The 22,441-nt window shown below is 36.6% G+C and carries 22 protein-coding genes; 6 read left to right on the top strand and 16 right to left on the bottom strand.

The annotated features are described in order from the left end of the window. Positions 1 to 78 precede the first annotated feature (78 nt). The 5 genes from argS to speE all read right to left on the bottom strand — a co-directional run bounded on the left by argS (position 79) and on the right by speE (position 5,474). Positions 79 to 1,749, bottom strand: a complete 1,671-nt coding sequence (argS, locus tag NSQ92_RS20890) for an arginine--tRNA ligase (protein ID WP_047940778.1) — start codon at positions 1,747 to 1,749, stop codon at positions 79 to 81. 2 nt (positions 1,750 to 1,751) lie between these two features. Continuing rightward, the gene (locus tag NSQ92_RS20895; protein WP_047940779.1) at positions 1,752 to 2,195 is read right to left on the bottom strand and encodes a DUF1934 domain-containing protein; all 444 of its coding nucleotides are present in this window, start codon (positions 2,193 to 2,195) and stop codon (positions 1,752 to 1,754) included. Between the two features lie 152 nt (positions 2,196 to 2,347). After that, positions 2,348 to 3,448: an SH3 domain-containing protein gene (locus tag NSQ92_RS20900; protein WP_047940780.1), complete on the bottom strand. Its 1,101-nt coding sequence runs from the start codon at positions 3,446 to 3,448 to the stop codon at positions 2,348 to 2,350. A gap of 266 nt (positions 3,449 to 3,714) precedes the next feature. Then, positions 3,715 to 4,587, bottom strand: a complete 873-nt coding sequence (gene speB / locus NSQ92_RS20905; protein WP_047940781.1) for an agmatinase — start codon at positions 4,585 to 4,587, stop codon at positions 3,715 to 3,717. A gap of 35 nt (positions 4,588 to 4,622) precedes the next feature. Further along, entirely contained in the window at positions 4,623 to 5,474 is an 852-nt protein-coding gene (gene speE / locus NSQ92_RS20910; protein WP_047940782.1) for a spermidine synthase, read from the bottom strand. A 287-nt stretch (positions 5,475 to 5,761) separates the two neighbouring features. Here speE and NSQ92_RS20915 point away from each other — a divergent pair, with 287 nt between their 5' ends. Further along, positions 5,762 to 7,825: a transglycosylase domain-containing protein gene (locus NSQ92_RS20915; RefSeq protein ID WP_047940783.1), complete on the top strand. Its 2,064-nt coding sequence runs from the start codon at positions 5,762 to 5,764 to the stop codon at positions 7,823 to 7,825. 139 nt (positions 7,826 to 7,964) lie between these two features. Here NSQ92_RS20915 and NSQ92_RS20920 read toward each other — a convergent pair whose 3' ends face one another. From NSQ92_RS20920 to NSQ92_RS20930, 3 genes are all read right to left on the bottom strand, one after another. Next, positions 7,965 to 9,893: an endonuclease MutS2 gene (locus tag NSQ92_RS20920; protein ID WP_095258229.1), complete on the bottom strand. Its 1,929-nt coding sequence runs from the start codon at positions 9,891 to 9,893 to the stop codon at positions 7,965 to 7,967. Positions 9,894 to 10,325: 432 nt separating this feature from the next. Next, positions 10,326 to 10,838: a YwhD family protein gene (locus tag NSQ92_RS20925; protein ID WP_047940785.1), complete on the bottom strand. Its 513-nt coding sequence runs from the start codon at positions 10,836 to 10,838 to the stop codon at positions 10,326 to 10,328. 104 nt (positions 10,839 to 10,942) lie between these two features. After that, on the bottom strand, positions 10,943 to 11,581 hold the full coding sequence (locus tag NSQ92_RS20930) for a site-2 protease family protein (RefSeq protein WP_047940786.1): 639 nt from the start codon (positions 11,579 to 11,581) through the stop codon (positions 10,943 to 10,945). A 221-nt stretch (positions 11,582 to 11,802) separates the two neighbouring features. On the opposite strand from NSQ92_RS20930, the gene NSQ92_RS20935 reads away from it, so the two are divergent. Next, complete coding sequence (locus tag NSQ92_RS20935; RefSeq protein WP_031540077.1) at positions 11,803 to 11,988, top strand: 2-hydroxymuconate tautomerase; 186 nt, start codon at positions 11,803 to 11,805, stop codon at positions 11,986 to 11,988. Positions 11,989 to 12,046: 58 nt separating this feature from the next. On the opposite strand, the gene NSQ92_RS20940 is transcribed toward NSQ92_RS20935, so the two are convergent. The 3 genes from NSQ92_RS20940 to NSQ92_RS20950 form a co-directional block, all read right to left on the bottom strand. Then, positions 12,047 to 12,553, bottom strand: a complete 507-nt coding sequence (locus tag NSQ92_RS20940; protein WP_047940787.1) for a YwgA family protein — start codon at positions 12,551 to 12,553, stop codon at positions 12,047 to 12,049. A 41-nt stretch (positions 12,554 to 12,594) separates the two neighbouring features. After that, the gene (locus NSQ92_RS20945; protein ID WP_047940788.1) at positions 12,595 to 13,896 is read right to left on the bottom strand and encodes an HD domain-containing protein; all 1,302 of its coding nucleotides are present in this window, start codon (positions 13,894 to 13,896) and stop codon (positions 12,595 to 12,597) included. Between the two features lie 231 nt (positions 13,897 to 14,127). Beyond that, positions 14,128 to 14,352, bottom strand: a complete 225-nt coding sequence (locus tag NSQ92_RS20950) for a DUF1450 domain-containing protein (protein WP_047940789.1) — start codon at positions 14,350 to 14,352, stop codon at positions 14,128 to 14,130. Positions 14,353 to 14,630: 278 nt separating this feature from the next. On the opposite strand from NSQ92_RS20950, the gene NSQ92_RS20955 reads away from it, so the two are divergent. Next, entirely contained in the window at positions 14,631 to 15,965 is a 1,335-nt protein-coding gene (locus NSQ92_RS20955; protein ID WP_061796898.1) for an MFS transporter, read from the top strand. 205 nt (positions 15,966 to 16,170) lie between these two features. After that, complete coding sequence (locus tag NSQ92_RS20960) at positions 16,171 to 16,992, top strand: RsfA family transcriptional regulator (protein ID WP_341133407.1); 822 nt, start codon at positions 16,171 to 16,173, stop codon at positions 16,990 to 16,992. A gap of 320 nt (positions 16,993 to 17,312) precedes the next feature. Here the strand turns inward: NSQ92_RS20960 and NSQ92_RS20965 are convergent, their stop codons facing one another. Both NSQ92_RS20965 and pta read right to left on the bottom strand, forming a co-directional pair. Then, positions 17,313 to 18,158, bottom strand: a complete 846-nt coding sequence (locus tag NSQ92_RS20965) for a lipoate--protein ligase family protein (RefSeq protein WP_328282822.1) — start codon at positions 18,156 to 18,158, stop codon at positions 17,313 to 17,315. Between the two features lie 348 nt (positions 18,159 to 18,506). Beyond that, positions 18,507 to 19,484, bottom strand: a complete 978-nt coding sequence (gene pta, locus NSQ92_RS20970) for a phosphate acetyltransferase (RefSeq protein ID WP_047940793.1) — start codon at positions 19,482 to 19,484, stop codon at positions 18,507 to 18,509. Positions 19,485 to 19,832: 348 nt separating this feature from the next. On the opposite strand from pta, the gene hemQ reads away from it, so the two are divergent. Both hemQ and gerQ read left to right on the top strand, forming a co-directional pair. After that, on the top strand, positions 19,833 to 20,585 hold the full coding sequence (hemQ, locus tag NSQ92_RS20975; RefSeq protein WP_047940794.1) for a hydrogen peroxide-dependent heme synthase: 753 nt from the start codon (positions 19,833 to 19,835) through the stop codon (positions 20,583 to 20,585). A 269-nt stretch (positions 20,586 to 20,854) separates the two neighbouring features. Continuing rightward, positions 20,855 to 21,316, top strand: coding sequence for a spore coat protein GerQ (gene gerQ, locus NSQ92_RS20980; protein ID WP_082138241.1), 462 nt, complete (start codon positions 20,855 to 20,857; stop codon positions 21,314 to 21,316). 150 nt (positions 21,317 to 21,466) lie between these two features. On the opposite strand, the gene NSQ92_RS20985 is transcribed toward gerQ, so the two are convergent. The 3 genes from NSQ92_RS20985 to NSQ92_RS20995 form a co-directional block, all read right to left on the bottom strand. Then, a complete protein-coding gene (locus NSQ92_RS20985) occupies positions 21,467 to 21,838 on the bottom strand; it encodes a DUF423 domain-containing protein (protein ID WP_047940795.1) in 372 nt (123 codons plus the stop codon). 107 nt (positions 21,839 to 21,945) lie between these two features. Next, positions 21,946 to 22,236 (bottom strand): YwdI family protein, encoded by a 291-nt coding sequence (locus tag NSQ92_RS20990; protein ID WP_047940796.1) that lies wholly within the window; start codon positions 22,234 to 22,236, stop codon positions 21,946 to 21,948. Further along, on the bottom strand, positions 22,233 to 22,412 hold the full coding sequence (locus NSQ92_RS20995; protein ID WP_031540148.1) for a hypothetical protein: 180 nt from the start codon (positions 22,410 to 22,412) through the stop codon (positions 22,233 to 22,235). The genes NSQ92_RS20990 and NSQ92_RS20995 overlap by 4 nt, the downstream gene beginning before the upstream one ends. Between the last annotated feature and the right edge of the window lie 29 nt (positions 22,413 to 22,441).

The following is a 22,441-nucleotide window of genomic DNA, read 5'->3' on the forward strand; positions in this document are numbered from 1 at the left end:
CGAATACCTTGCAATGTTGAAGAAATAACCTATTAAAAGGAGGAAAGCATCTATTTTCGCTTTCCTCCTTTTGATTTATTACATTTTTTCTGGTGCAGATACGCCAATAAGCGCCAAGGCATTTCTTAATGTGATTTGCGTTGCTTGGATTAATGCTAAACGTGCTTTTGTTCTTTCTAAGTTATCTGCATCTAAAACTTTTTCAGCGTTATAGAAGCTATGGAAAGTTGATGCCAAATCGTAAATATAATTCGTAATACGGTGCGGCATTCTCTTTAATGCTGCTTCTCCTACTGCCTGCGGGAACTCTCCTAATTTCTTTAATAAGTCAAATTCCTTTTCCGCCGTAATTAGTGCAGCATTCAGCTCATCGGTCAGCTCTATTCCTTGTTCCTTTCCTTGTCTCAAGATACTTGAAATACGAGCATGGGCATATTGTGCATAATATACTGGGTTTTCATTCGATTGGGATACAGCGAGATCTAAGTCAAAATCTAAATGCGTATCCGCACTTCTCATGGCGAAGAAATAACGAGTTGCATCTAGCCCTACTTCTTCTACTAAGTCTCTCATTGTTACAGCTTTCCCTGTACGCTTACTCATCTTCATTTTTTCGCCATTTTTATATAAGTGAACAAGCTGAATAATTTCCACTTCTAATGCTTCTTTGTTATATCCTAATGCTTGGATTGCAGCTTTCATACGAGGAATGTAACCATGATGGTCTGCACCCCAAATATTAATAAGCTTTTCAAAGCCTCTATCTAATTTATCCTTATGATATGCGATGTCTGGCAATAAGTACGTAAAAGAGCCGTCATTTTTAATAAGCACACGGTCTTTATCATCTTCAAAATCAGTAGAACGTAACCATGTCGCTCCATCCTGTTCAAAAATATAGCCATTTTCCTTTAATTTGTTTAACGCTATATCAATCTTTCCATTTTGATAAAGAGATGTTTCGGAGAACCACACATCAAATTTCACACGGAAATCTTCTAAATCTTGTTTTAATTTAGCCATTTCATACTTCAGACCGTATTCACGGAAGAAGTCAAAACGTTCCTGTTCTGAAACATGGACATACTTATCCCCATATTCCTCTGCTAGCTTTTTCCCGATTCCGATAATGTCTTCTCCATGATAGCCATCTTGCGGCATTTCTTTTTCCATCCCTAATGCTTGGAAATAACGCGCTTCTACCGATAATGCTAAGTTATTAATTTGGTTACCAGCATCATTAATATAGTATTCTCTTGAAACATCATAGCCAGCTTTATCTAAGATATTGCAAAGAGAATCTCCTACAGCCGCCCCACGCGCATGACCTAAGTGAAGGTCGCCAGTTGGGTTAGCTGAAACAAACTCCACTTGTACTTTTTCATTATTTCCAACTGTAGTTTGTCCATATTGCTCTCCTGCTTTAAGGATAGTTGGAATTAAATCCGTTAGATAGCTGTTATCCATATAAAAATTAATAAAACCAGGACCTGCTATTTCAACTTTTTTAATAGAAGCTTTCGTTTGATCGAAATTCTCAATAATCGCCTCTGCAATCATTCTTGGCGCTTTTTTGGCAACTCTCGCTAATTGCATCGCCATATTTGTAGAATAATCACCATGGGCTTTATCCTTTGGCAACTCCAATATTACTTCGGGAATTTGTTCTTCTGCTGCTAATCCAGCTTTTATGACACTTTGTTTAATTTCTTCCTTTAGCTTGTCCTTTATTTGATCTACAATATTCATTTTTACTCTGTCTCCTCCTTAAATGAAATAGTCATATGATAGGTTCCATTATTGCTTCCTTGCATCTTTAAATCATATAAAATATCTAATGAACCTGTGGTTGCTTGCTGTTCCACTTCTAGCGCCAGTCTCTTTGTATCGGTAACTAGCTGAAATACACCGTAAGGACTTTCGTAGCTGCCGACCTTTTGTTTATTAATAAGAAAAGGAAGGCGCATTTTGACTGCTCCACTTCGAAGGATTAATCCTTCCTTTTCTGTGATTTTAATAATTGTTTTGATGGTACCTTCTTCTATGATTTCTTCATATTTTATATATTTACTAGTATCTTTTTCTAAGTATTGACCAAACCCAATCCACTCAATACTTTCTTTATTTTTCCCGTTATATATATGTGTTGTAACGTGTAATTTTACAGGCACTTGTTGCCCTGATGGTTGAGACAACGACAACACTTCCTTTTCATTTACTGTGTAACTTTATAAGTATAAATTTTTTAAAGGGGAAGTGCAAGATGGTTCGCAAAAGAACGAAGATATTCTCTCTTGACATAACCCTATATGTAAAAAACCTACAGTACAATCTGCAGGTTTTCGCTTTAATAGTTGCTTAGTTCCTTGATTGGTGTTTGGATAATCACAGGATTTTTAGATGGATCCAGCCATTTTAAAACCTTCACAACGTTTGCTTCTGAAGTTGCTGTACAGCCTAGCGTATAACTATTTGCAATATGGAAGAAAATTGCGCTTCCTTTATTAGGAACTCGCTTTGTATTGTAGTCAATAACAAATCCATATTTGTATGCCGGCACATTCATATTTTCGGCACTTTTCCATTGACCTTTTGTTACCTTTTTCGACTGCCATGTGTTATATAGCTTAGATTTCGGATCATCTACCCAAACATCATCATTGGTTATCTTTCGATAAGGTAATTTTGTCCCAGGATTTTTTTGTGTACCAAACGCTGTTCCGATCGTAAACTTCCCAATGGGTGATTTTTTTCCGCCTTCACTCATATTTGAAGTAAAGCCATATTTCCCAATATGTCCAGTTGTCGTTAAAACCGGAATCCATTCACCCTTTTTATTTTTTTCAAAAGTGCGAATCTCAGCAGAGGATATATTATAGCCATTTGAAGTAACAAGAATCAATTGTTTATTCTTTCCTACTGTTTTTAGGCCAGCTGCTAAATTTTTTGGTTCTGCGGGTTTTTTGGTTGTTAGGTATTTACTTGATGCCCAGCCTGTTTTGCTGCCCACCGTTACCTTGCTCCAAGATCCCTTTGTTTGTGATACTTTTAAAGATTGATTTTTTTTGACTGTCGCAACTACTTTATAGTTGGTTCCTGTACCACTTCTCACATTTAACGTACTTGCTGTAACATACATCGTTTTTGTAGATGTCGTTGCCTTTGCTGCTGGCTTTTTTGTCGTTAAATATTTGTTAGAAGCCCAGCCTGTTTTCTTTCCAACTGTCACTTTATCCCAAGACCCTTTTGTTTGGGTTACTGTTACAGCCTGATTTTTCTTAACGGTTATCACTACTTTATAAGAAGTACCTGGACCACTTCTTATATTAAGAGTGCTTGCTGTCACATATTTCGTTTTTTTACTAGCAGCTTGTACCGTATTTACTGAATGAAAGCCCGCAAATAAAACCATTACCCCTACTAGTAGAACAAAAATCCTTTTCCCCATTTTCATCCTTCTCCCTATGTAATATGATGCCCTCCTTTTCATGGACAAGCATACGCCAAATGCTCCATATATAGTCTAGCAGAACACTATTTCAGTTTCTTAATAACCACATTACAAAGCTACAATATTTTCCTAGTCATTTTCTAAAGTTAATGGTTGAATTTAAAATGTCTAATAATAAAGTCAAACAACCATATGAAATCTTTCGTACAATTGTTTGACTTTATTTCTAGCTGGAAACTATGTCCCAGCTTATTAAAATTATATTATTTTACAAACCCTAAAATCATTTCACGGATTAATTTACTTGCTGTATTCGCTGTTTGCTCAGATGGATCGTAAATTGGCGCTACTTCAACTAAATCCGCTCCAACTACCTGAACATTAGAGCGCGCTATTTCATGAATGGATGCTAATAATTCTTTTGAAGTAATTCCTCCTGCATCCACCGTACCTGTTCCAGGGGCATGCGCTGGATCTAAGACATCAATATCTATGGTTACATATACAGGTCTGCCTGCAAGTGTTGGCAAGATTTCTTTTAATGGCTCTAGCACCTCAAACTTAGAAATATGCATCCCTACTTCTTTCGCCCACTGGAACTCTTCTTTCATTCCAGAACGAATCCCAAATGAATATACATTTTTGGGACCAATTAAATTGGCTACTTTTTTGATCGGCGTGGAATGAGACAATGGCTCTCCTTCATATTCATCGCGAAGATCTGTATGGGCATCCATATGTATGATAGCTAAATCCGGATATTTTTTATACATTGCTTGGAACACGCCCCACGATACTAAATGCTCTCCTCCCATTCCAAGCGGAAATTTATTATCACCTAATACTTTGTCCACAAATTCTTCAATCATATCTAAGCTGCGTTGTGGATTTCCAAATGGTAAAGGAATATCCCCTGCGTCAAAATATTTTACTTCCTCAAGCTCTCTATCCAAATAAGGGCTGTATTCTTCTAACCCAACAGAAACCTCTCGAATTCTTGCTGGGCCAAAACGGGAGCCAGGACGGAAGCTAACGGTCCAGTCCATTGGCATACCATACAATACTACTTGGCTTTCTTCATAATTTGGAAAACTTTTAATAAATACATTTCCTGAATACGATTCGTCAAAACGCATTAGTCATCTCTCCTTTTTATTCAAAGACAGTCCAATCATTCCCTTGATTTGCTGTTATCCCCGTCACAGAGATCTTGAACAAACTTTGGTAAGATGAAGGCTGCTTTGTGTAACTCTTTCGTATAATACTTTGTCTCTATCGAATGGAAGCGACTTTCTGGAACATTTAATGGATCATACTGTTTAGATCCAATTGTAAATGCCCACATGCCACTTGGATACGTCGGAATATTGGCGATATATAATCTGGTTATCGGGAATATTTCCTTTACATCTCTTTGCACGGAACGAATGAGCTCTCCTTTAAACCAAGGATTGTCACTTTGAGCAACAAAAAGTCCATCGTCCTTTAATGCTTTCGCTATTCCTGCATAAAAGCCCTTTGTAAACAGATTAACAGCTGGACCCACTGGTTCTGTGGAATCAACCATAATAACATCGTATTTCTTCTCGCTTTTGGCAATATGCATAAACCCATCGCCTACTTGTACATCTACTCTTGGATCATCCAGCTTACCTGCTATCTCTGGTAGAAACTTCTTACTATATTCAATTACTTTACCATCAATATCAACAAGCGTCGCTTTTTTGACACTAGGATGCTTTAAAACTTCTCGAATAACCCCGCCGTCCCCACCGCCAACAACTAGAACATACTCAGGATTGGGATGTGTAAACAGTGGAATATGTGCTACCATTTCGTGGTAAACAAACTCATCTCTAACAGAAGTCATCACCATATCGTCCAATAATAGCATATTTCCCCATTCTTCTGTTTCTACCATATCTAACTTTTGAAACGGTGTTTGTTCTGTATGTAATGTACGCTTGATTTTCATAGTGATTCCAAAATCGTCGGTCTGCTTCTCTGTAAACCAAATTCCCATTGACATATCCTCCATTCATTTGATTGGTATAAAGTTTCTTATATGCTAAACATTCCTAGTTTCTTCATTTCTTGTGAGTACAATCTTCTTTTTATACTTCCCAATCAAACAAATAACAAACACGAAAAAAGTATAGTGGATATTCGTATAAAAGCAAAGATTTTTTTTTATATTCCATGATAAAAATGTTTAAAACGCCAATCTTTACCACATACTAGTTTTATCTATTTATCTTTCATTAATGCGATAAAAGAACAAAGAAGGTTCTACTTAGGAGGTGTCATGTTTTGGAAGTCATTGTAAATAAACTTAAAAACTCTGGGAAATATTTACGTCTATTGATTATATTAGGACTTCTTTTCATGATAACCGCAAGCATGATTTTTATCGGTATATATGTATATGCTCGTACACTAGGTCCTCCACCGCTAGCTGTTTCTCAGTCAACAATCTACTATTCAGATGATGGCAGCATTATTGGCGAAAGCAGCAATGGACAGAAAAGGTATTGGGTATCCATTGATGATGTTAGTCCCTATTTAGTAGACTCTACTGTTTCTATTGAAGATAAAAACTTTTATTCTCATCACGGCTTTGACTATAAACGAATTGGCGGTGCTATTTTAGCCGACATAAGAGCAATGGCAAAAGTTCAAGGCGCGAGCACAATAACCCAGCAATATGCTCGAAACTTATTTTTAGAGCATGAAAAGACGTGGAAGCGAAAAATTGCAGAGGCATTTTATACACTTCGATTAGAAATATTCTATACAAAGGATGAAATTCTAGAAGGCTATATCAATACCATTTATTATGGTCATGGAGCATATGGAGCAGAGGCTGCAAGCCAATACTACTTTGGAAAAAAGGCCTCCGAACTAACATTAGGAGAGGCAACCATGCTTGCTGGTATTCCGAAGGGACCTAGTATATATTCTCCTTTTTCATCGATGGAGAATGCGAAAAAAAGACAGGGCATCATCCTAAATTCCTTAATTGAAAATGGATATATAACAGAAGAGGATAAGCAGTTAGCTTTAACGGAAAAACTGTCGTTAGTAGGAAAATTTCCAAATGCTAGTGTCGAAACAGCTCCTTATTTTCAAGATACTGTAAAAAGCATTCTAAAAAACCAGCTTCATTTAGATGATAAAACGATTCAATTAGGTGGATTAAGAGTGTATACAACCTTGAATACAGAGCAGCAAAAAATAGCAGAGGAAACGATTAACCAGACGATAAATAAGGATAGTAATATACAAATTGGCTTCGTTGCCATGGATCCAGCTACAGGCCACGTTAAGGCAATGGTAGGTGGAAAAGATTATGAAGAAAGTCCATTTAACAGAGCAATTCAAGCAACTCGGCAACCTGGTTCGACGATCAAGCCTTTATTGTATTATGCAGCTCTTGAACATGGATTTACACCGGCTACGATGATGAGCAGCGAACAAACAACCTTTCGCTTTGATGATGGGAGAGATCCATATACCCCGCATAATTTTAACAATCAATATGCCGATGGAAATATTACCATGGCACAGGCACTAGCTGTCTCTGATAATGTTTATGCGGTTAAAACCCATCTTTTTTTAGGGCAAGATACATTGGTAAAAACAGGCAAGAAATTCGGCATTACAACCGATTTACAAGAGGTTCCATCTCTCGCTCTTGGAACGTCTAATGTTCGTGTGATTGATATGGCAAATGCCTATAGTATATTTGCCAACGGAGGAAATAGGGTATCTCCTGTTTTCATTACAAAAATTGAGACAAATGATGGGCAGATTCTCTATGAACATAAGACAAAACCAGAAAAGATTTTAGATACGGATTTAACGTTTGTGATGAATCAAATGATGACAGGCATGTTTGACCCTACTCTTAATGGCTATGCCTCTGTAACAGGAAGTACTATTAAAGACGACATCACAAGAATTTATGCAGGAAAATCTGGCTCCACTGAATCAGACAGTTGGATGATTGGTTATACTCCACAGCTAGTATCCGCTGTTTGGACAGGCTATGATCAGGGAGAGCCTATAACGTTAGCAGCCGATAAAACATATGCAAAGAAAGTTTGGGTTCAGTTTATGGAACATAGTTTAAAAAAAGAGCCGATCAAAGGATTTACACCAACTAAAGGTACTGTTGGCGTTTATATCGATCCTAAGAGCGGCAAACTCGCATCAGCTGCATGTGATACAAAAAGAATGATGTACTTTACTAAAGATACTGTACCAACAGAATTTTGTGCTGATTTACCAAAAGAAGACTCTAAGGAAAAACCAGCAAATAAGGACAAAGCAAAAGAAAAAGTACCATGGTATAAACGAATTTTACCGTGGTAGAAGGAACTTGATAAAGCATACTACCAGCTCTTTTGAGTGTAGTATGCTTTTTTGTTTAGGTGCAACAGGGTAAAGCTCCCCTCTACTCCCTTTCCCCTTACTTCCTCTCCCCAAAGGACTCAGACAACGGTTCTATCACCTATTCCTCCTCAAGCCATACATCTTCTATATGCTTTCTTTTTTGCTGCTTGTTTATTTTCCGATATTCTTTCGATTTAAAAATAATATCGAAATCATAATCTTGCGGATATAGCTCTGTTCCTTTTATATAGAGCTTTAATCGTTTTTGGTTCACGGTTCTTTTTTCCTGTCGAACCTGCACTATATATCTTCCTTGTACATCAGGACCTTGATAAACAATTCCCATTTCATCCGTCTCTGTAAGAATCACATTATCTCCTCTCTCAAAAATAGGCTCCCGGGATGGAAGGGTATTAGTCGTTTTTTTCTCTACTGCCTTTCGCGCGTATTTATTGATTACAATTTGCTGCTGAAAATCCAGCTCCTTTAAATTCTGTTCATGATGGAAATTCCGAAATGTTTTATACGTTATCTGGTGCGCCTTTTCAATGAGCTTAGGGTGCAGGCCTAATTTACTTGCAATTTCAAATGCCTGGCTTCTTCCGCTTTGTCCCAGTAATAGTTTATATGTTGGTCGCAATGTATTGATATCAAATTCCATTGTTCCATTTAAAAAGCCTTCTGTTTGATCTGCAAATTCTTTCATCTCGCTATAGTGAGTGGTCGCAAATAAGGTTGCTCCTTTTTGATAAAGTTGTTCTAAAATGACAATAGCAAGAGCCATACCTTCTCCGGGATCGGTCCCTGATCCTAGCTCATCAAGCAATACAAGGGATCGGTCATTGGTTGTTCTTAAGATATCAATTATATTTACTAATCTGGAGCTAAATGTACTTAAATTTTGTTCAATACTTTGTCCGTCGCCTATATCCACAAATATATGTTGAAAAATGGCGATTTTACTCCCTGCTTTCGCTGGAATTAATAAGCCAGATTGAGCCATCATTGTTAATAAACCAATTGTTTTTAATGTGACTGTTTTCCCACCTGTATTTGGTCCTGTAATAACAAGGGCACGATGCTCTTCTCCAAATGAAATAGTTAAAGGAACTGCTTTGTCTCCAAGCATTGGATGACGAGCCTCTTTTAAATAAATCGTATAATCTTCTGATAAGAAAGGCGGCTTTGCAGCAATTACTCGGCTATATTTTGCTTTCGCAAATAAAACATCATAATAGTGCATCGTTTCTATTGCTAAATTAATGGCCTCTTCCTCAGCCAAGAGCTTCTCCGTTAATTCATATAGAATTCTTTCTACTTCAGATTCTTCTGCTAGCTTCATGGTTTCGATTTCTGCTTGCATGTCAGCAAGTTCAATTGGCTCAATAAATACCGTCGCTCCAGATGCGGATGTATCCAGTACACTACCTTGGATTTTCGTTCGATATTCTCTTTTTACAGAGAGGGTCAAATGACCGTTACGCTCTGAAACAATTTTGTCCTGAAGATAGCCCGTATATTTTTTCGATTTCACTAATTGACTCGCTTTTTCTTTTACTCGATCTGTCAGGATGGACAGCTGTCTTCTTAAATAGGCTAAATCACTAGAAGCATAATCATCCACATTACTATGTCTAATACATCTTGCTATTTCCTCTGTAAGCTCTCTAACATCAGGAATGGATTGAACATAAAGCGAGACATTTGGTGCCGCATATTCCTTATCCTTCATAAATTGTTTAAGCTTGGTACAATGTTCCAAAAAGGAAATAACAAACGGAAATTGATCTGCTCGAATATAAATCCCTTTTTTTGCTTGGCTTAAATAAATAGACATTTCATCAAGTGTATGAATCGGCACACTACTAGATATTTCTATGATTTTCATAGCCTCTTCTATTTCCTTGATTGACTGCTCCATTCTTCCTTTATCCTGCAGCGGCCGCAGTTTTCGTATTGTCTTTTTCGCTAAATTTGTTTTGGCATAGGATTCTATCTCTTCTAAAATTTTATAAAAACCTAATACTTCAAATGCCTGTTGATTCATTTTAATTCCTCCTATTTTTCTTCAAATAGCCCTTAAAAATAGAAAAAGCCAGCGTGAACAAACGCTCACACTAGCTTTTTGGGGTAGACCTATCCGCTTTAAAGTGCCGGATTAGGAGATCCTTTGCAATAAAGAAATAAAAACTATGACAAATATGCCATAGCTTTTTATCATCTATTGCTTGCTATGAGGCTTATTCTTAACCTTCCTTGAAATACCCATGCTAAATAAACCGGTATATTCCCAGTTTTTTAACAAAATTCAAGGCCGTATATAATTAACGGTTAGTTAAGAACACTCACACTCATAAAACAATCTCCTTTAAAAGGGCTTTTTATTTTTTATTCCCTTTTAGTTTATCGATTTTTCTTTTCTTTTGTCAACATTTTCAAAAAATTAATTTACTAAAGAGAAAATTTCATTTCTCAATAGTTAAGAAGGGGATAAGTCTTGTTTCAGCTGTTCTACAGAGTTATCCCATAGTCGCTGATCATGTTTTTTCAAAAAATCTGCCAGCACCTTTTTAGACTTCTCATCCATATGATCGACCATAATATGTCTTTTCATACTTTTATCCATCTTATTCACATGCTCTGGAAGAGACTTATAACCCCTGCGAATAGAACGATCCACAGTCATTTCACATGCTGTTACACCAGCATAATAAGGACCTTCAGGCTTACGGTCAATTGTCACCCAGACTAACCAGTAAGGCTTACCATTAGGAACCTCTTCTTTTGTTTTCAAAAATTTGATGCCACGTTCCACTGCACTTCTTGCATGCATGGCGCCGATATCAACGATGGCTTCTCCCTCTTCTACATCAATAATAACAGGAGATACATTTTCTAAACTAAGACTGCCAATTCCAAAGCCTTTATGCCCATCGGTTGGGTCATTTTTAATAATATTAAAGCCTATTGTTTTCTTCTTTTTTTCTTCCATGTTCATACTCCTTTTGCGATTTATTATAAATGATCGCGGATTGGTATAGCTTGACGATTTTTTATTTGTCGTGTATATAAAGCCGACTTTTATCCTCTGCAAAATCAAAAGAACAATTGATTAAACAGCGATAGAAAAAAGTATCGTATCACTTCAATCCAAGGGAATATCGTATAGCTTGATAAACCTGTAACAATTAATACAATAAATAAAATAGATCCATAAACCTCATACTTGGACATCGCTGCTCTTACCCGCGAGGAAACGAGATCTTCAATAATTCGATAACCATCTAAAGGGGGCAAAGGAAGCAAATTAAAAGCAAAAAGTAATAAGTTCATATAAACAAAAATTTCAAAAAACGGATATAAATCAAAATTACTTCCCGCTGGTACTTGTAACTTTATTAATATTGCAATAATGATAAAGCCAAGAAAAGCTAGTATTAAGTTACTGACAGGACCTGCTAAAGTGACTAATACTCCAGCTAATTTTGGTCGTTTAAAATAATGACGATTAACCGGTACTGGCTTCGCCCATCCGAATCCTGCGATTAAGATAAAAATTGCCCCTATGAGATCAATATGAGCGATTGGATTTAGCGTTAATCTTCCTTGCTTTTGCGCCGTGGGATCTCCAAATTTATAGGCTACAAATGCATGTGCGAATTCATGGAAGGTAAAACCTACTACAATGGAAATAATAATATAAGGCAAATCCGCCAAATTTTGCGAAAATAACAAATGATTAGCTCCCCTCTATACACAGTTTCTATGGAAAATGAATATTCTCTATCTAGTAATGTTTCCTTTTAAAATTATACATGATATTAAATTGGAAAGGAAAATTTTCTTTTGTTACCTCTTCATAAGACTCTATTTAAATGCATATACGCTGATTAGAAACTTGCACTTTTCCAAGAAATATGAAAAACTACAATCAAAACTAAGGAGGATTTGAACAAATGCCATATGTAACTGTAAAAATGTTAGAAGGTAGAACTGAGGATCAAAAGAGAAATTTAGTAGAGAAAGTAACAGAAGCAGTTGTGGAGACAACAGGCGCATCAAAGGAAAAAGTAGTGGTCTTTATTGAAGAAATGCCTACAAACCATTATGCTGTTGCAGGCAAACGCCTAAGCGATCAGTAAAAAGAGTTCAAAAAGGTCCCGTCCAGCAATTCAAATCGTTGCATGGCAGGACCTTTTTTTAGTGATTTCTTTTCTCTCTTAGGCTTTCAATATACGCATATGCAATCTCTATTTCTTCTTCCGTATATTTTTGCTTGGCCTTTAATGTGAATACTTTTTCCTTCACTTCTTCCTTTGGAAGGCTATCAAAGAAAAGAACGGTTGACACAAGCTCGAGGAAGCGAGAATTCTGGCCATTCATATCTTCTAGACAAGGAGACAAATCAGGCATTTCCACCTCATTAAGATCCAAAAATTCCTTTCCATTATCGGTTAAAGTATATCGATATTGGAAATATCCTCCCTTTTTCTCTTTTACTTCATTCAAAAAACCCATATTGCATAATTCTTCTATTCGCAAGGTTAATTCTTCTGAATAGGGACCGAAAAAATGAAACTGATATTTTTCATGAAATGGAAAATCGAGCTTTTTTGCGATATATATCATTTTTTGCAGCTTTTTTCTTCCAATAATTTCGCCCGAAGCAGCAATTGCTTTCATTACTTTGGCATGATCTTTTAACAAATTGGGTCATCTCCTACTCCATTTAATCCTAAGACATACATCTATTGAATATCCAACAATTGACGAATTTGTTTTTTTATTTCCCCTTTGGAACTGTCATCCTTTAAAATATCCTTAGGAAAATATAACTTGTGATCGGTTCTTCTTTTTCCAGAAATACTATCAACAATTTCTGATTCTCTGGAAAGCTCTCTAATTTCTCCGTTTTTCATCAATAGATGAATCGGTAATCGCTCTTCCTCTTCTCCAGGTCGATAAAAATCATAGGGAAGATCTGACGAAGAATCGACAACTAAATAATACTCCGGATCCAACCCTACTTTATGGAATAAACCAGATAATTCTTGAAGCTTTTTATACTCTTTAGCTGGATCAAACTCCACGTATTTAAAAAGATTTCGGTTCATAAACCTGCGGCAGAGATCCTTCAAAACGGCATCATCTTCTTCTTGCCACATCTGAAAATAATAGAGAATAATAGCCTCATCCAATTTTAAGTAGTCTTCTAACGATGTTTCGTCTTCAAAAATTGAGTAAAAATGAATAGGGTGATATTTAAAAGAGTAGAATTGCTCGTGTAAATATTTCGCTCTATGTAGAATTTTCGTAAGAATTACTTCCGCACTTCTTGTCACTGGATGGAAATAGACCTGCCAGTACATTTGATAACGGCTCATAATATAGTCTTCCACCGCGTGCATTCCGCTTTTTTTAATAACAGCCTGATCTTCACGCGGGCGCATTACACGCAAAATTCGTTCCATATCGAAATTCCCGTAGCTAACCCCTGTAAAATATGCATCTCTTAGCAGATAATCCATTCGGTCTGCATCTATCTGACTGGAAATTAAACTAACTACTAGTTTTTCCTTGGAGGTTTTAGCAATTATTTCTGCAACCTTTTTAGGAAAGTCCTTCTCTACTTTTGTCAAAACCTTATTGACTTCTGTTTTTCCTAAGATAATTCTGCGTGTAAATTCTTCATGATCAAGATCAAACACTTTTTCAAAAGAATGAGAAAAAGGGCCATGACCTAAATCATGTAAGAGAGCGGCACATAAAGAAAGCAACCTTTGGTCATTGTTCCATTCTTCTCGGCCTTCAAAAACATCATCAATGATTCTTCTAACAATTTCATATACTCCTAGAGAGTGATTAAACCTGCTATGTTCTGCACCATGAAAGGTAAGATAGGTCGTGCCCAGCTGTTTAATTCTTCTCAGTCGCTGAAATTCTTTTGTTCCAATCAAGTCCCATATCACTCTGTCGCGAACATGAATGTAGCGATGGACAGGATCTTTAAAGACTTTCTCTTCATTTAGCTTATCCGTCGAATATGGCATCTTTCTCACTCTCTTTCGTTCATTGGCTATTTTTTATTCATTCTAGTAATTAGAGTTATTCCATATTCTAAAGATAGAAAAAGAGGGTTCCGTTGTAGGCATTTTAAAAGGGAAAAAATCATGGCTTTCTCCATAAAATAACTATCCAGTGGAAACTCCTCTGTTTTACTAAGGCTCTGTTCTTTTTCATTGTTGTTTTACACAAAAAATTAAAGTATTGACAGCTTTCCATTACTTTTTCAGCTTCGCATTGACTTTATCCATTAACTCTTCTTCTGTTAATGCGGCTAGTGGACGATTATTGACAAAAGCAAATGTTTTTTTACGACCAGGCCCACAATAGGATTGACAGCCTATATCAATTTTAGCATCTGGATCAATTTGCTTTAAACGAGGTATTAACGTTTTTAAATTCACTGCCTGACAATCGTCGCAAACACGAAATTCGTTTGCCATTTGGACAACCCTTTCTATACTTGCTCTCCAATAACGTTATCGAAAATTCATTCGACAACATTCTCACTTATTACTATATGGTATTTTACCCCTTCTCCACTAGCAATGCAAGATGCAAAAGATTGTAAAATAGTGACGAATTTGTGGAGAAAATCCACTGGCCTTACAGTATCATTCCCTTACTACTATCATTATATTTTTTGTAAACTAGCTTGCCTCTCTATATTAATTAATCAATATGCGTTATAATTTTCTCTTGAATATAGGGAGGTTTTACAATGAACAAAAGTAGAATATTAGTAATGTGCAGCATTGTTCTTGCAATGCTTATTGCCTCTATTGATACGACTATTATGAATACAACTATGCCAATTATTGCGGAAGAACTTGGCGGTACGGAATTGTACGCTTGGTCTTTTGCTGCTTATATGATAGCAAGCACAATTCTATCACCAATTGCTGGAAGACTTTCCGATCTATTCGGACGGAAAAAGCTGTTTGCTTTTGGAATTATTGTCTTTTTAATTGGTTCTCTGCTATGCGGAATCTCATCCACTATGACTCAATTAGTTATTTTTAGAGCATTGCAAGGGATGGGAGCCGGATTCATGATGCCATTTCCTGCTATCATTGCCGGGGATCTTTTTTCTATTGAGAAGCGAGGGAAAATCCAAGCATTGTTTACTGGCATGTGGGCTCTATCCGCCATATTAGCCCCTACTCTTGGTTCTCTCTTTGTAGAATTTATGAGTTGGAGATGGATTTTTTATATCAATTTACCAGTATGCATTATTGCACTACTAACTTTAATTCCATATAAAGAAGTCTATCAGGCGAAAAAGGCACAGGTGGATTACATCGGAGCAATGCTATTTGGAATCGGAATAACTTGTTTATTACTAGTTACAGTGCTTGAAAACTACCTTTATCTTTATGCTATAGTAGGTGTCCTTCTGTTAATTAGCTTTTATTTCTTTGAGAAAAGACAAGCATCTCCTATTGTTCCGTTATCCATTTTCAAAAATAAGACGATCACTTGGATGTTTATTAATGGATTTGTTGGAACATTGGCCTTATTTGGAACATCGAGCTATATTCCATTATTCCTACAAAATCAGGCAGGGCTGTCTGTATTATGGAGTGGCGTTTCTCTCCTTGGCCTATCGGTTGGATGGATGGCCATGTCTGTTCCTGCAGGGAAATGGATATTAAAATATGGCTATCGCATTCTATTAATTATTGGAAATGCACTATTGCTGCTTTCAGGAATATTATTAGTATTATTAAATGAATCAAATGGCTTCTGGTACGTATTTATTCTTATGGTCGTACAAGGCCTTGCATTCGGCTTACTAAGTACAGTAGGTGTGATTGGTGCCCAGGCACTAGTTGGAAACCATGAAAAGGGTATATCCACCTCTTTCTTTATGTTTTGCCGAAACATGGGAACAGCTATTGGCGTAACGATTATGGGATCTTTGCTAAATAGTGGCGCAACCTTTATGGATGGCATTCACCATCTCTTCCTATTTGGATTTATTGTTAGCATATTTGCTTTTCTTTCAGCATTCTTCATTCGAAACGAAGGAACTTTAAGCGAAAAAAACGTATAGAGATTTCCCACCTTATCTATCTTAAAAACAGTCGGTTTATCGCCGGCTGTTTTTTTCATCCTCTTTATCCGCTAATTCCCCTTTTTTCTATTCTATAAAAAAATCTACTATCCTTGTATTTCTTTTGTATAAACATCCAAGTTTCTGGAAAAGATGGGACTAGAAATATTTATTTATCGTGATTAAGTTGGGAGTTGAGTTATCAATGAAAGTTAGACAAGACGCATGGTCAGAAGAAAATGACCTATTATTAGCAGAAACAGTTTTAAGACATGTGCGAGAAGGGAGCACACAGTTAAATGCCTTTGAAGAAGTTGGGGATAAACTAAACAGAACTTCGGCAGCCTGTGGATTCCGCTGGAACGCAGTCGTTCGCCATCAATATGAAAAAGCACTTCAGCTTGCAAAAAAACAACGAAAGCAACGACAACGGATGTTAGGAAAGGATCAAGGCGGCAAGAAAAAACTATTATATTCACCACCAGTGCCAACAGTGGATGATTTTGAAGCACTTACCGTATCCACTAATTTAGAAATCGGTTCTATGGATTTGGATGCGTTGGAAACATTCATTACAACTGAAACATTAGAAACAAATGTTACTAGTCCACAAGAAGAAGAGCTTGCAAACTATCAATCAGAAGAAGACGCACAGCCATTACCAGCATATGAAGCGAAACAAGCACCTGCCTATTCATCTGTAAAGCATAGCCAAACTGGCACACTAAATTTCGACATGGTTCTTTCCTACTTACAAAATTTCCGAAATGCTACCATCCAGTTGGAAATCCTAAAAAGCGAGAATGAAAGATTAAAAAGAGAAATGTCTTCCATTAAAAGTCGAAACAAGGAATTAGAAGACAAGCTCCATCAAATCGAAAACAACTCAGAAACAATGCAAGAAGATTACGAGACACTGATGAAAATTATGAACAGAGCCAGAAAACTCGTCCTACTAGAAGAAGACGAGCGCCCAACCAAATTTAAAATGGACCGAAACGGAAACCTCGAAAAAGTCGCAGAGTAACTAAAAAGCGGAGGCGCCTTGCTTATCAGCGTACAAACTGGTCGACTAAGATCGCCACGTCCTGTGGCGACGTCGACACTAGTACATCCTATACGTCGAAGGGCTTCGACTGAGATAAAGGATACACGGCGAACGCTAGTGAGTCGATGTTGACTTATCGTAGGGAAAGGCTAGCCCATCACCCAAAGCTACTGCAGCGGTCCACATTTATTAAAAAGAGAGAGTATTAATAGTTGGCAGCACATTTCTCGATTATAAATAGAGGATAAGAAAAGGGATTTTCTCTACTTGAAGTCCCCTTCCTTATCCTCTTTTTGGTTTTAGCGAAATGGCTGCATGATTTTATCGTTTCTTTCCACGACCCGATCATAATAAGATTCAAATAGCGAAAGTTCTTCTCCTTGTAATTGATCTGCAAATAAAAATTCTGCATGATCCTTTAAAGCGAGTAACAATTTGGTCATAACTTGATCAACCGTTAAAGAAACTCCTAACAATTCTGCTAAGGATGCCATTACTTCAGGGTTTATTTCAGGATACTCAAACTTTGTCGTCTCTCCTTGTAGACCAGTAGAATAAAATTGTTTGATAATCCCTGCTCTATCCTGTCCACTTCCATTTACGCAAAGATAAATTTGCACAGCAACTCCGCTTCTTAAGCGTCTCTGGGAAATTCCAGCGAATTTTTTTCCATCAATACTTAAGTCATAGCTGCCCGGACAATACGAACCAACAATCTCTTTTGCTTCAATTGTTTTTCCATAATCACGGAACATATATTTAATCAATTCGAACATAGTATCATAGCCACTGTTAATATCAATTCGTTTCTCCTGCTCTGGGAGAATAAGCGATATATTTAACACATCCTTATCTAATACAACAGCTAGACCACCTGAATTACGAACAATATAGTGGTATCCCTGCTCCTTTAAAAAAGTTAATGCCTCTTTCAAATGTGGTAATCTCGTATCTTGAATTCCTAATACAATTGTCCGATCATGGACCCATGTTCTGGCCGTGGCTGGTGCCATCCCGCTTCCCACGGAAGAACATAAGGTATCATCCATACCAAAAGATGTGAGCGCGGATACATGTAAACCTGTTGTGGACTGATCAATAATTCTCCATTTTTCTTGTTTTAATAAACTAGTACTGCCAACCATCACTTAGCTCCTTCTGTTTTACCAACTATCTATTCTATTTTAAAAAGATTTAGCCCTCTTTATTCATCACAATGATTTATTATAGCGAATTTAGAGCTATTTCAAAAGCAATCTTCTCTTTTTTGATATATTTTTCGTATCCTTACTTAGGGATAAACTTAAATCTGCTTTGTTCATTCGCTCCAATCTCCTAAATAGAAAAACCACTTAATCAGTGACAGCGACTATCCATACTTTGTATAACTTAGAATTTTCATTAAGCTTCTTGTACATGTGGGAGTAAGATGAAGATAGATAACATAAACAAAAAAGACGCCTCCCATTCTGAGGAGACGCCTGCTTTTAAATTTATTTTGTTAAGCTTTGACCAGCTGTAATTAAAGCTAATTTATAAACATCTTCTTCGTTACATCCACGAGAAAGATCGTTTACAGGAGCATTTAATCCTTGAAGGATTGGTCCCACTGCTTCAAAGTTCCCTAGTCTTTGTGCAATTTTATAGCCAATGTTACCAGCTTCTAGGCTAGGGAATACAAATACGTTTGCATCACCTTGAATAGGAGAATCTGGAGCTTTTTGTTTTGCTACAGATGGAACAAATGCAGCATCAAATTGGAATTCACCGTCGATTACTAATAACGGATCTCTTAATTTAGCTTCTGCTAATGCACCTTCTACTTTTTCCGTTTCTGGTGATTTTGCAGAGCCTTTTGTAGAGAAGCTTAACATTGCAACACGTGGATCAATGTCAAACATTCTTGCTGTTTTCGCACTTTCCACAGCGATTTCTGCAAGATCTTGGCTGTCTGGAGTAATATTGATTGCACAGTCTGCAAATACATATTTCTCCTCTTCACGAACCATGATAAATACACCAGATGTCTTTTTCACACCTTGTTTTGTTTTAATGATTTGTAAAGCTGGACGAACAGTATCTGCTGTTGAGTGAATCGCACCACTTACTAGACCATTTGCTTCGTTAGCATATACAAGCATTGTTCCAAAATAGTTTTCATCTAAAAGAATTTTACGAGCATCTTCTTCCGTTACTTTTCCTTTACGTCTTTCCACAAAAGAAGCAACTAGTGCATCAAATTGAGCATACTTCTTTGGATCATAAATTTCTGCATTTTCTAATGAAACACCAAGATTGTCTGCTTTTGCTTGAATTTCTTCTATGTCACCAATTAAAACAGGAATTAACACTTTATCTTCCGCTAAACGACCAGCAGCTTTTAAAATTCGCTCATCTAAAGCTTCTGGGAAAACGATTTTTACGTTTTGGCCAGTTACTTTTTCCTTTAAACCTGTAAATAAATCACTCATTAATTTTCTTCCTCCTTTTTATGTACACTTAATAGGATACTCTACCATCATAAAATTTCAAGAAATTTTCCTTACTTTCTTCTATTTTCATCCCATATAAAGCAAGATTCACTCATCTACCAGTCAAAAGAAAATGAAGACAAAAAACATTAGTTATAGTTCTATTTATACAATCTGATATTTCCCTATATTTATCTTCCTTATACTCTTTTGCCCAAACTGAAACTTCCATTTTCTAGAAGTCACAATAAGTTCACAATTATCCTAAGGGTTATTCCACTAAAATCTGGAGAAACTATGATATAGTTAAAATCGTATTAACGTTATTAATAAGGAGTGAACATATAAATGAGTGAAGCAGCAAAAACATTAGATGGCTGGTATTGTCTTCATGATTTCCGAACAGTAGATTGGACTACATGGAAAATGTTACCTAGCGAGGAAAGACAAGAAGCCATCACTGAATTCCTAGGTCTATTGGAAAAATGGAATACTGTTCAAGAAAATAATAGCGGCAGCCATGCGTTATATACAATTGTTGGGCAAAAAGCAGACTTCATGATGATGATTCTCCGTCCAACTATGGAAGAATTACAGAAATTAGAAACAGAGTTTAATAAAACTAAATTAGCTGAGTTTACGATCCCAGCTCATTCCTATGTTTCTGTTGTAGAATTAAGTAATTACCTGCCTTCCGATTCCGATAAAGATCCTTATGAAAATCCATATGTAAAATCTAGACTATACCCGATCCTGCCGGAATCCAGCTATGTGTGCTTCTATCCGATGGATAAACGTCGTCAAGGAGAAGATAACTGGTATATGCTTCCTATGGAAGATCGTAGAAGCCTAATGCACAGCCATGGCATGATTGGCCGCCAATATGCAGGGAAAGTAAAACAAATTATAACAGGATCTGTTGGTTTCGATGACTATGAATGGGGAGTAACCTTATTCTCTGATGATGTTCTTCAATTCAAAAAGTTAGTATATGAAATGCGTTTTGATGAAGTAAGCGCTCGTTATGGCGAATTTGGTTCTTTCTTTGTAGGAACCCTTCTAAAACAAGAAGCAATAACCGAATATTTACATGTAAACTAACATAAAGATGGAGAAAATTTTCTAATGAATCTAGATGATAGATGATTGGGAACTTCTCCATTTTTTTATTAATTTTTCTCATTAATTTAAATATAAATTCAACTCTCCTTGTCATAACTTATTCCTTTTTCTCATAGGATGAAATAGTGAGCGATGACCTATGAATGAAACAACATTCACCGTCTACTTCTTATTTCTAAAATTGTGGTCAACTTCGAATGGTGGAAGTATGTAGTGAAGATTGGATAGAAGATAATGGAGGGATGAAAATGAGTCAGTCAAATTATGGGAACTATGGTTATCCACAAGGATATAGGAGTTTTCCTGGGCAAATTCCTACCTATGGAAATCAGCAAGGGTTTCAACAACAAGTACCAATACAACAAGGAATGCCCACACCTGCACCTACGCCACCTGCAACACCTACTACATTACCAGGACAATTGCCAATAGAAGCATCTTATATCGAGAATATTTTACGCCTTAACAAAGGGAAAATTGCTACTGTCTATGCAACATTCGAAAACAACAGAGAATGGAACGCCAAAATCTTTAAGGGAATTATTGAAGCAGCAGGGCGAGATCATGTTATCTTAAGTGACCCACAATCTGGAACTCGCTATTTAATTCTAATGCTCTATATCGATTATGTTACATTTGATGAAGAAATAGAGTATGAATATCCTTTTGCCGCTGGCATGCCAGGGTTAGCAACATCCCCGCCTAGATAACCAAAGAGCCTTCCCGTGCATCACTCATTTAGTGGTGTACTTTTTTTGTTCTTTATTAAGATTGATAATGTTTCTCTTTTTATGAAAACAAAAAAGAATAGGTTGAACATTTTATAATCTGCTCACCTATCCTTTTTTAATATACTCTTATTACATCCATTTCCACGCAGCAATAATCACTAAGAGCCATGCTGCTATAAACGCTACTCCGCCAAGTGGTGTAATAGCTCCTAATACTTTTATTTGGGTAACAGCCAATATGTATAGGCTTCCTGCGAATAGGATAATCCCGATTAGCATCAGCCAGCCTGCCCAGTTTAACAAACTGCTTTCTGGAAACTTACCTAAGAGTAAACCGATTAGAATTAAACCAGTACTATGAAACATTTGATAGGTAACACCTGTTTTCCATATTTCAAGGTATTTATTTGTAATTTTCCCTTCTAAGCCATGTGCGCCAAATGCTCCTAAAGCAACGGATAGCAATGCATTAATTGCTCCAATAATAATGAAAACTTTCATTTTTATCTCCTTTTTTAAGGCTTTTTGCTAACTAATCTATGTAAAAAGTTTTGATATTCCTTAATCCTTTTCCTTAGTTGCTATTCATGTGCGTAAAACAAATGTACTTAAAAATCAAATAAGGAATCACCATTTCCTTCGTCCATTTTAATTTTATTTGTTTGTGTCTGTATGGGTTGTTGTGGAATGCTTATTGGTGCTTGAACAGCTTGGAAGGATGGTTGCTGAACAGGCTGCTGATAAGTAACGCCTTCTTTTCTTTCCTGTTCTAAAACCAATTCACATAAGGATTTAATTGCATAAACTCTTTCTCTTATTCTCGCGTCAGAATTGCTTGTTTTTGCTTCTGTCAGCTGATCCTCTATTTTAGCTAATAATTGCTGGATTGATATATTCACTTCATCCCTCCTTTTGCCTGGAAACGCAGGCATTCTTGTCCAGAAGCTCTTTTTACTTCAACAGATGGCATCGTTCTGCCTTTAAATTGGAATGCCTTACACCCTTTAGGAAACTGACTATCCCATGTAACATAGTAGAATTTGCATTTATAACAATTAACTTTATTCTTTTCCATTCCCTACCCTTTCTAATCCCTTAGAAGGA

Origin of the sequence: Niallia sp. FSL M8-0099 (genome assembly GCF_038006945.1) — a bacterium.
Taxonomy (GTDB): domain Bacteria; phylum Bacillota; class Bacilli; order Bacillales; family Cytobacillaceae; genus Niallia; species Niallia circulans.

What these genes read in the sequence shown, in the direction of transcription:
- pta (WP_047940793.1), bottom strand. Translation starts at nt 19,484, where the DNA reads ATGAGTGATTTATTTACAGGTTTAAAGGAAAAAGTAACTGGCCAAAAC.
- NSQ92_RS20950 (WP_047940789.1), bottom strand. Translation starts at nt 14,352, where the DNA reads ATGGCAAACGAATTTCGTGTTTGCGACGATTGTCAGGCAGTGAATTTA.
- NSQ92_RS20995 (WP_031540148.1), bottom strand. Translation starts at nt 22,412, where the DNA reads ATGGAAAAGAATAAAGTTAATTGTTATAAATGCAAATTCTACTATGTT.
- NSQ92_RS20985 (WP_047940795.1), bottom strand. Translation starts at nt 21,838, where the DNA reads ATGAAAGTTTTCATTATTATTGGAGCAATTAATGCATTGCTATCCGTT.
- NSQ92_RS20920 (WP_095258229.1), bottom strand. Translation starts at nt 9,893, where the DNA reads ATGAATCAACAGGCATTTGAAGTATTAGGTTTTTATAAAATTTTAGAA.
- NSQ92_RS20965 (WP_328282822.1), bottom strand. Translation starts at nt 18,158, where the DNA reads ATGGTTGGCAGTACTAGTTTATTAAAACAAGAAAAATGGAGAATTATT.
- NSQ92_RS20960 (WP_341133407.1), top strand. Translation starts at nt 16,171, where the DNA reads ATGAAAGTTAGACAAGACGCATGGTCAGAAGAAAATGACCTATTATTA.
- NSQ92_RS20955 (WP_061796898.1), top strand. Translation starts at nt 14,631, where the DNA reads ATGAACAAAAGTAGAATATTAGTAATGTGCAGCATTGTTCTTGCAATG.
- NSQ92_RS20945 (WP_047940788.1), bottom strand. Translation starts at nt 13,896, where the DNA reads ATGCCATATTCGACGGATAAGCTAAATGAAGAGAAAGTCTTTAAAGAT.
- gerQ (WP_082138241.1), top strand. Translation starts at nt 20,855, where the DNA reads ATGAGTCAGTCAAATTATGGGAACTATGGTTATCCACAAGGATATAGG.
- NSQ92_RS20935 (WP_031540077.1), top strand. Translation starts at nt 11,803, where the DNA reads ATGCCATATGTAACTGTAAAAATGTTAGAAGGTAGAACTGAGGATCAA.
- speB (WP_047940781.1), bottom strand. Translation starts at nt 4,587, where the DNA reads ATGCGTTTTGACGAATCGTATTCAGGAAATGTATTTATTAAAAGTTTT.
- hemQ (WP_047940794.1), top strand. Translation starts at nt 19,833, where the DNA reads ATGAGTGAAGCAGCAAAAACATTAGATGGCTGGTATTGTCTTCATGAT.
- NSQ92_RS20925 (WP_047940785.1), bottom strand. Translation starts at nt 10,838, where the DNA reads ATGGAAGAAAAAAAGAAGAAAACAATAGGCTTTAATATTATTAAAAAT.
- NSQ92_RS20900 (WP_047940780.1), bottom strand. Translation starts at nt 3,448, where the DNA reads ATGGGGAAAAGGATTTTTGTTCTACTAGTAGGGGTAATGGTTTTATTT.
- speE (WP_047940782.1), bottom strand. Translation starts at nt 5,474, where the DNA reads ATGGGAATTTGGTTTACAGAGAAGCAGACCGACGATTTTGGAATCACT.
- argS (WP_047940778.1), bottom strand. Translation starts at nt 1,749, where the DNA reads ATGAATATTGTAGATCAAATAAAGGACAAGCTAAAGGAAGAAATTAAA.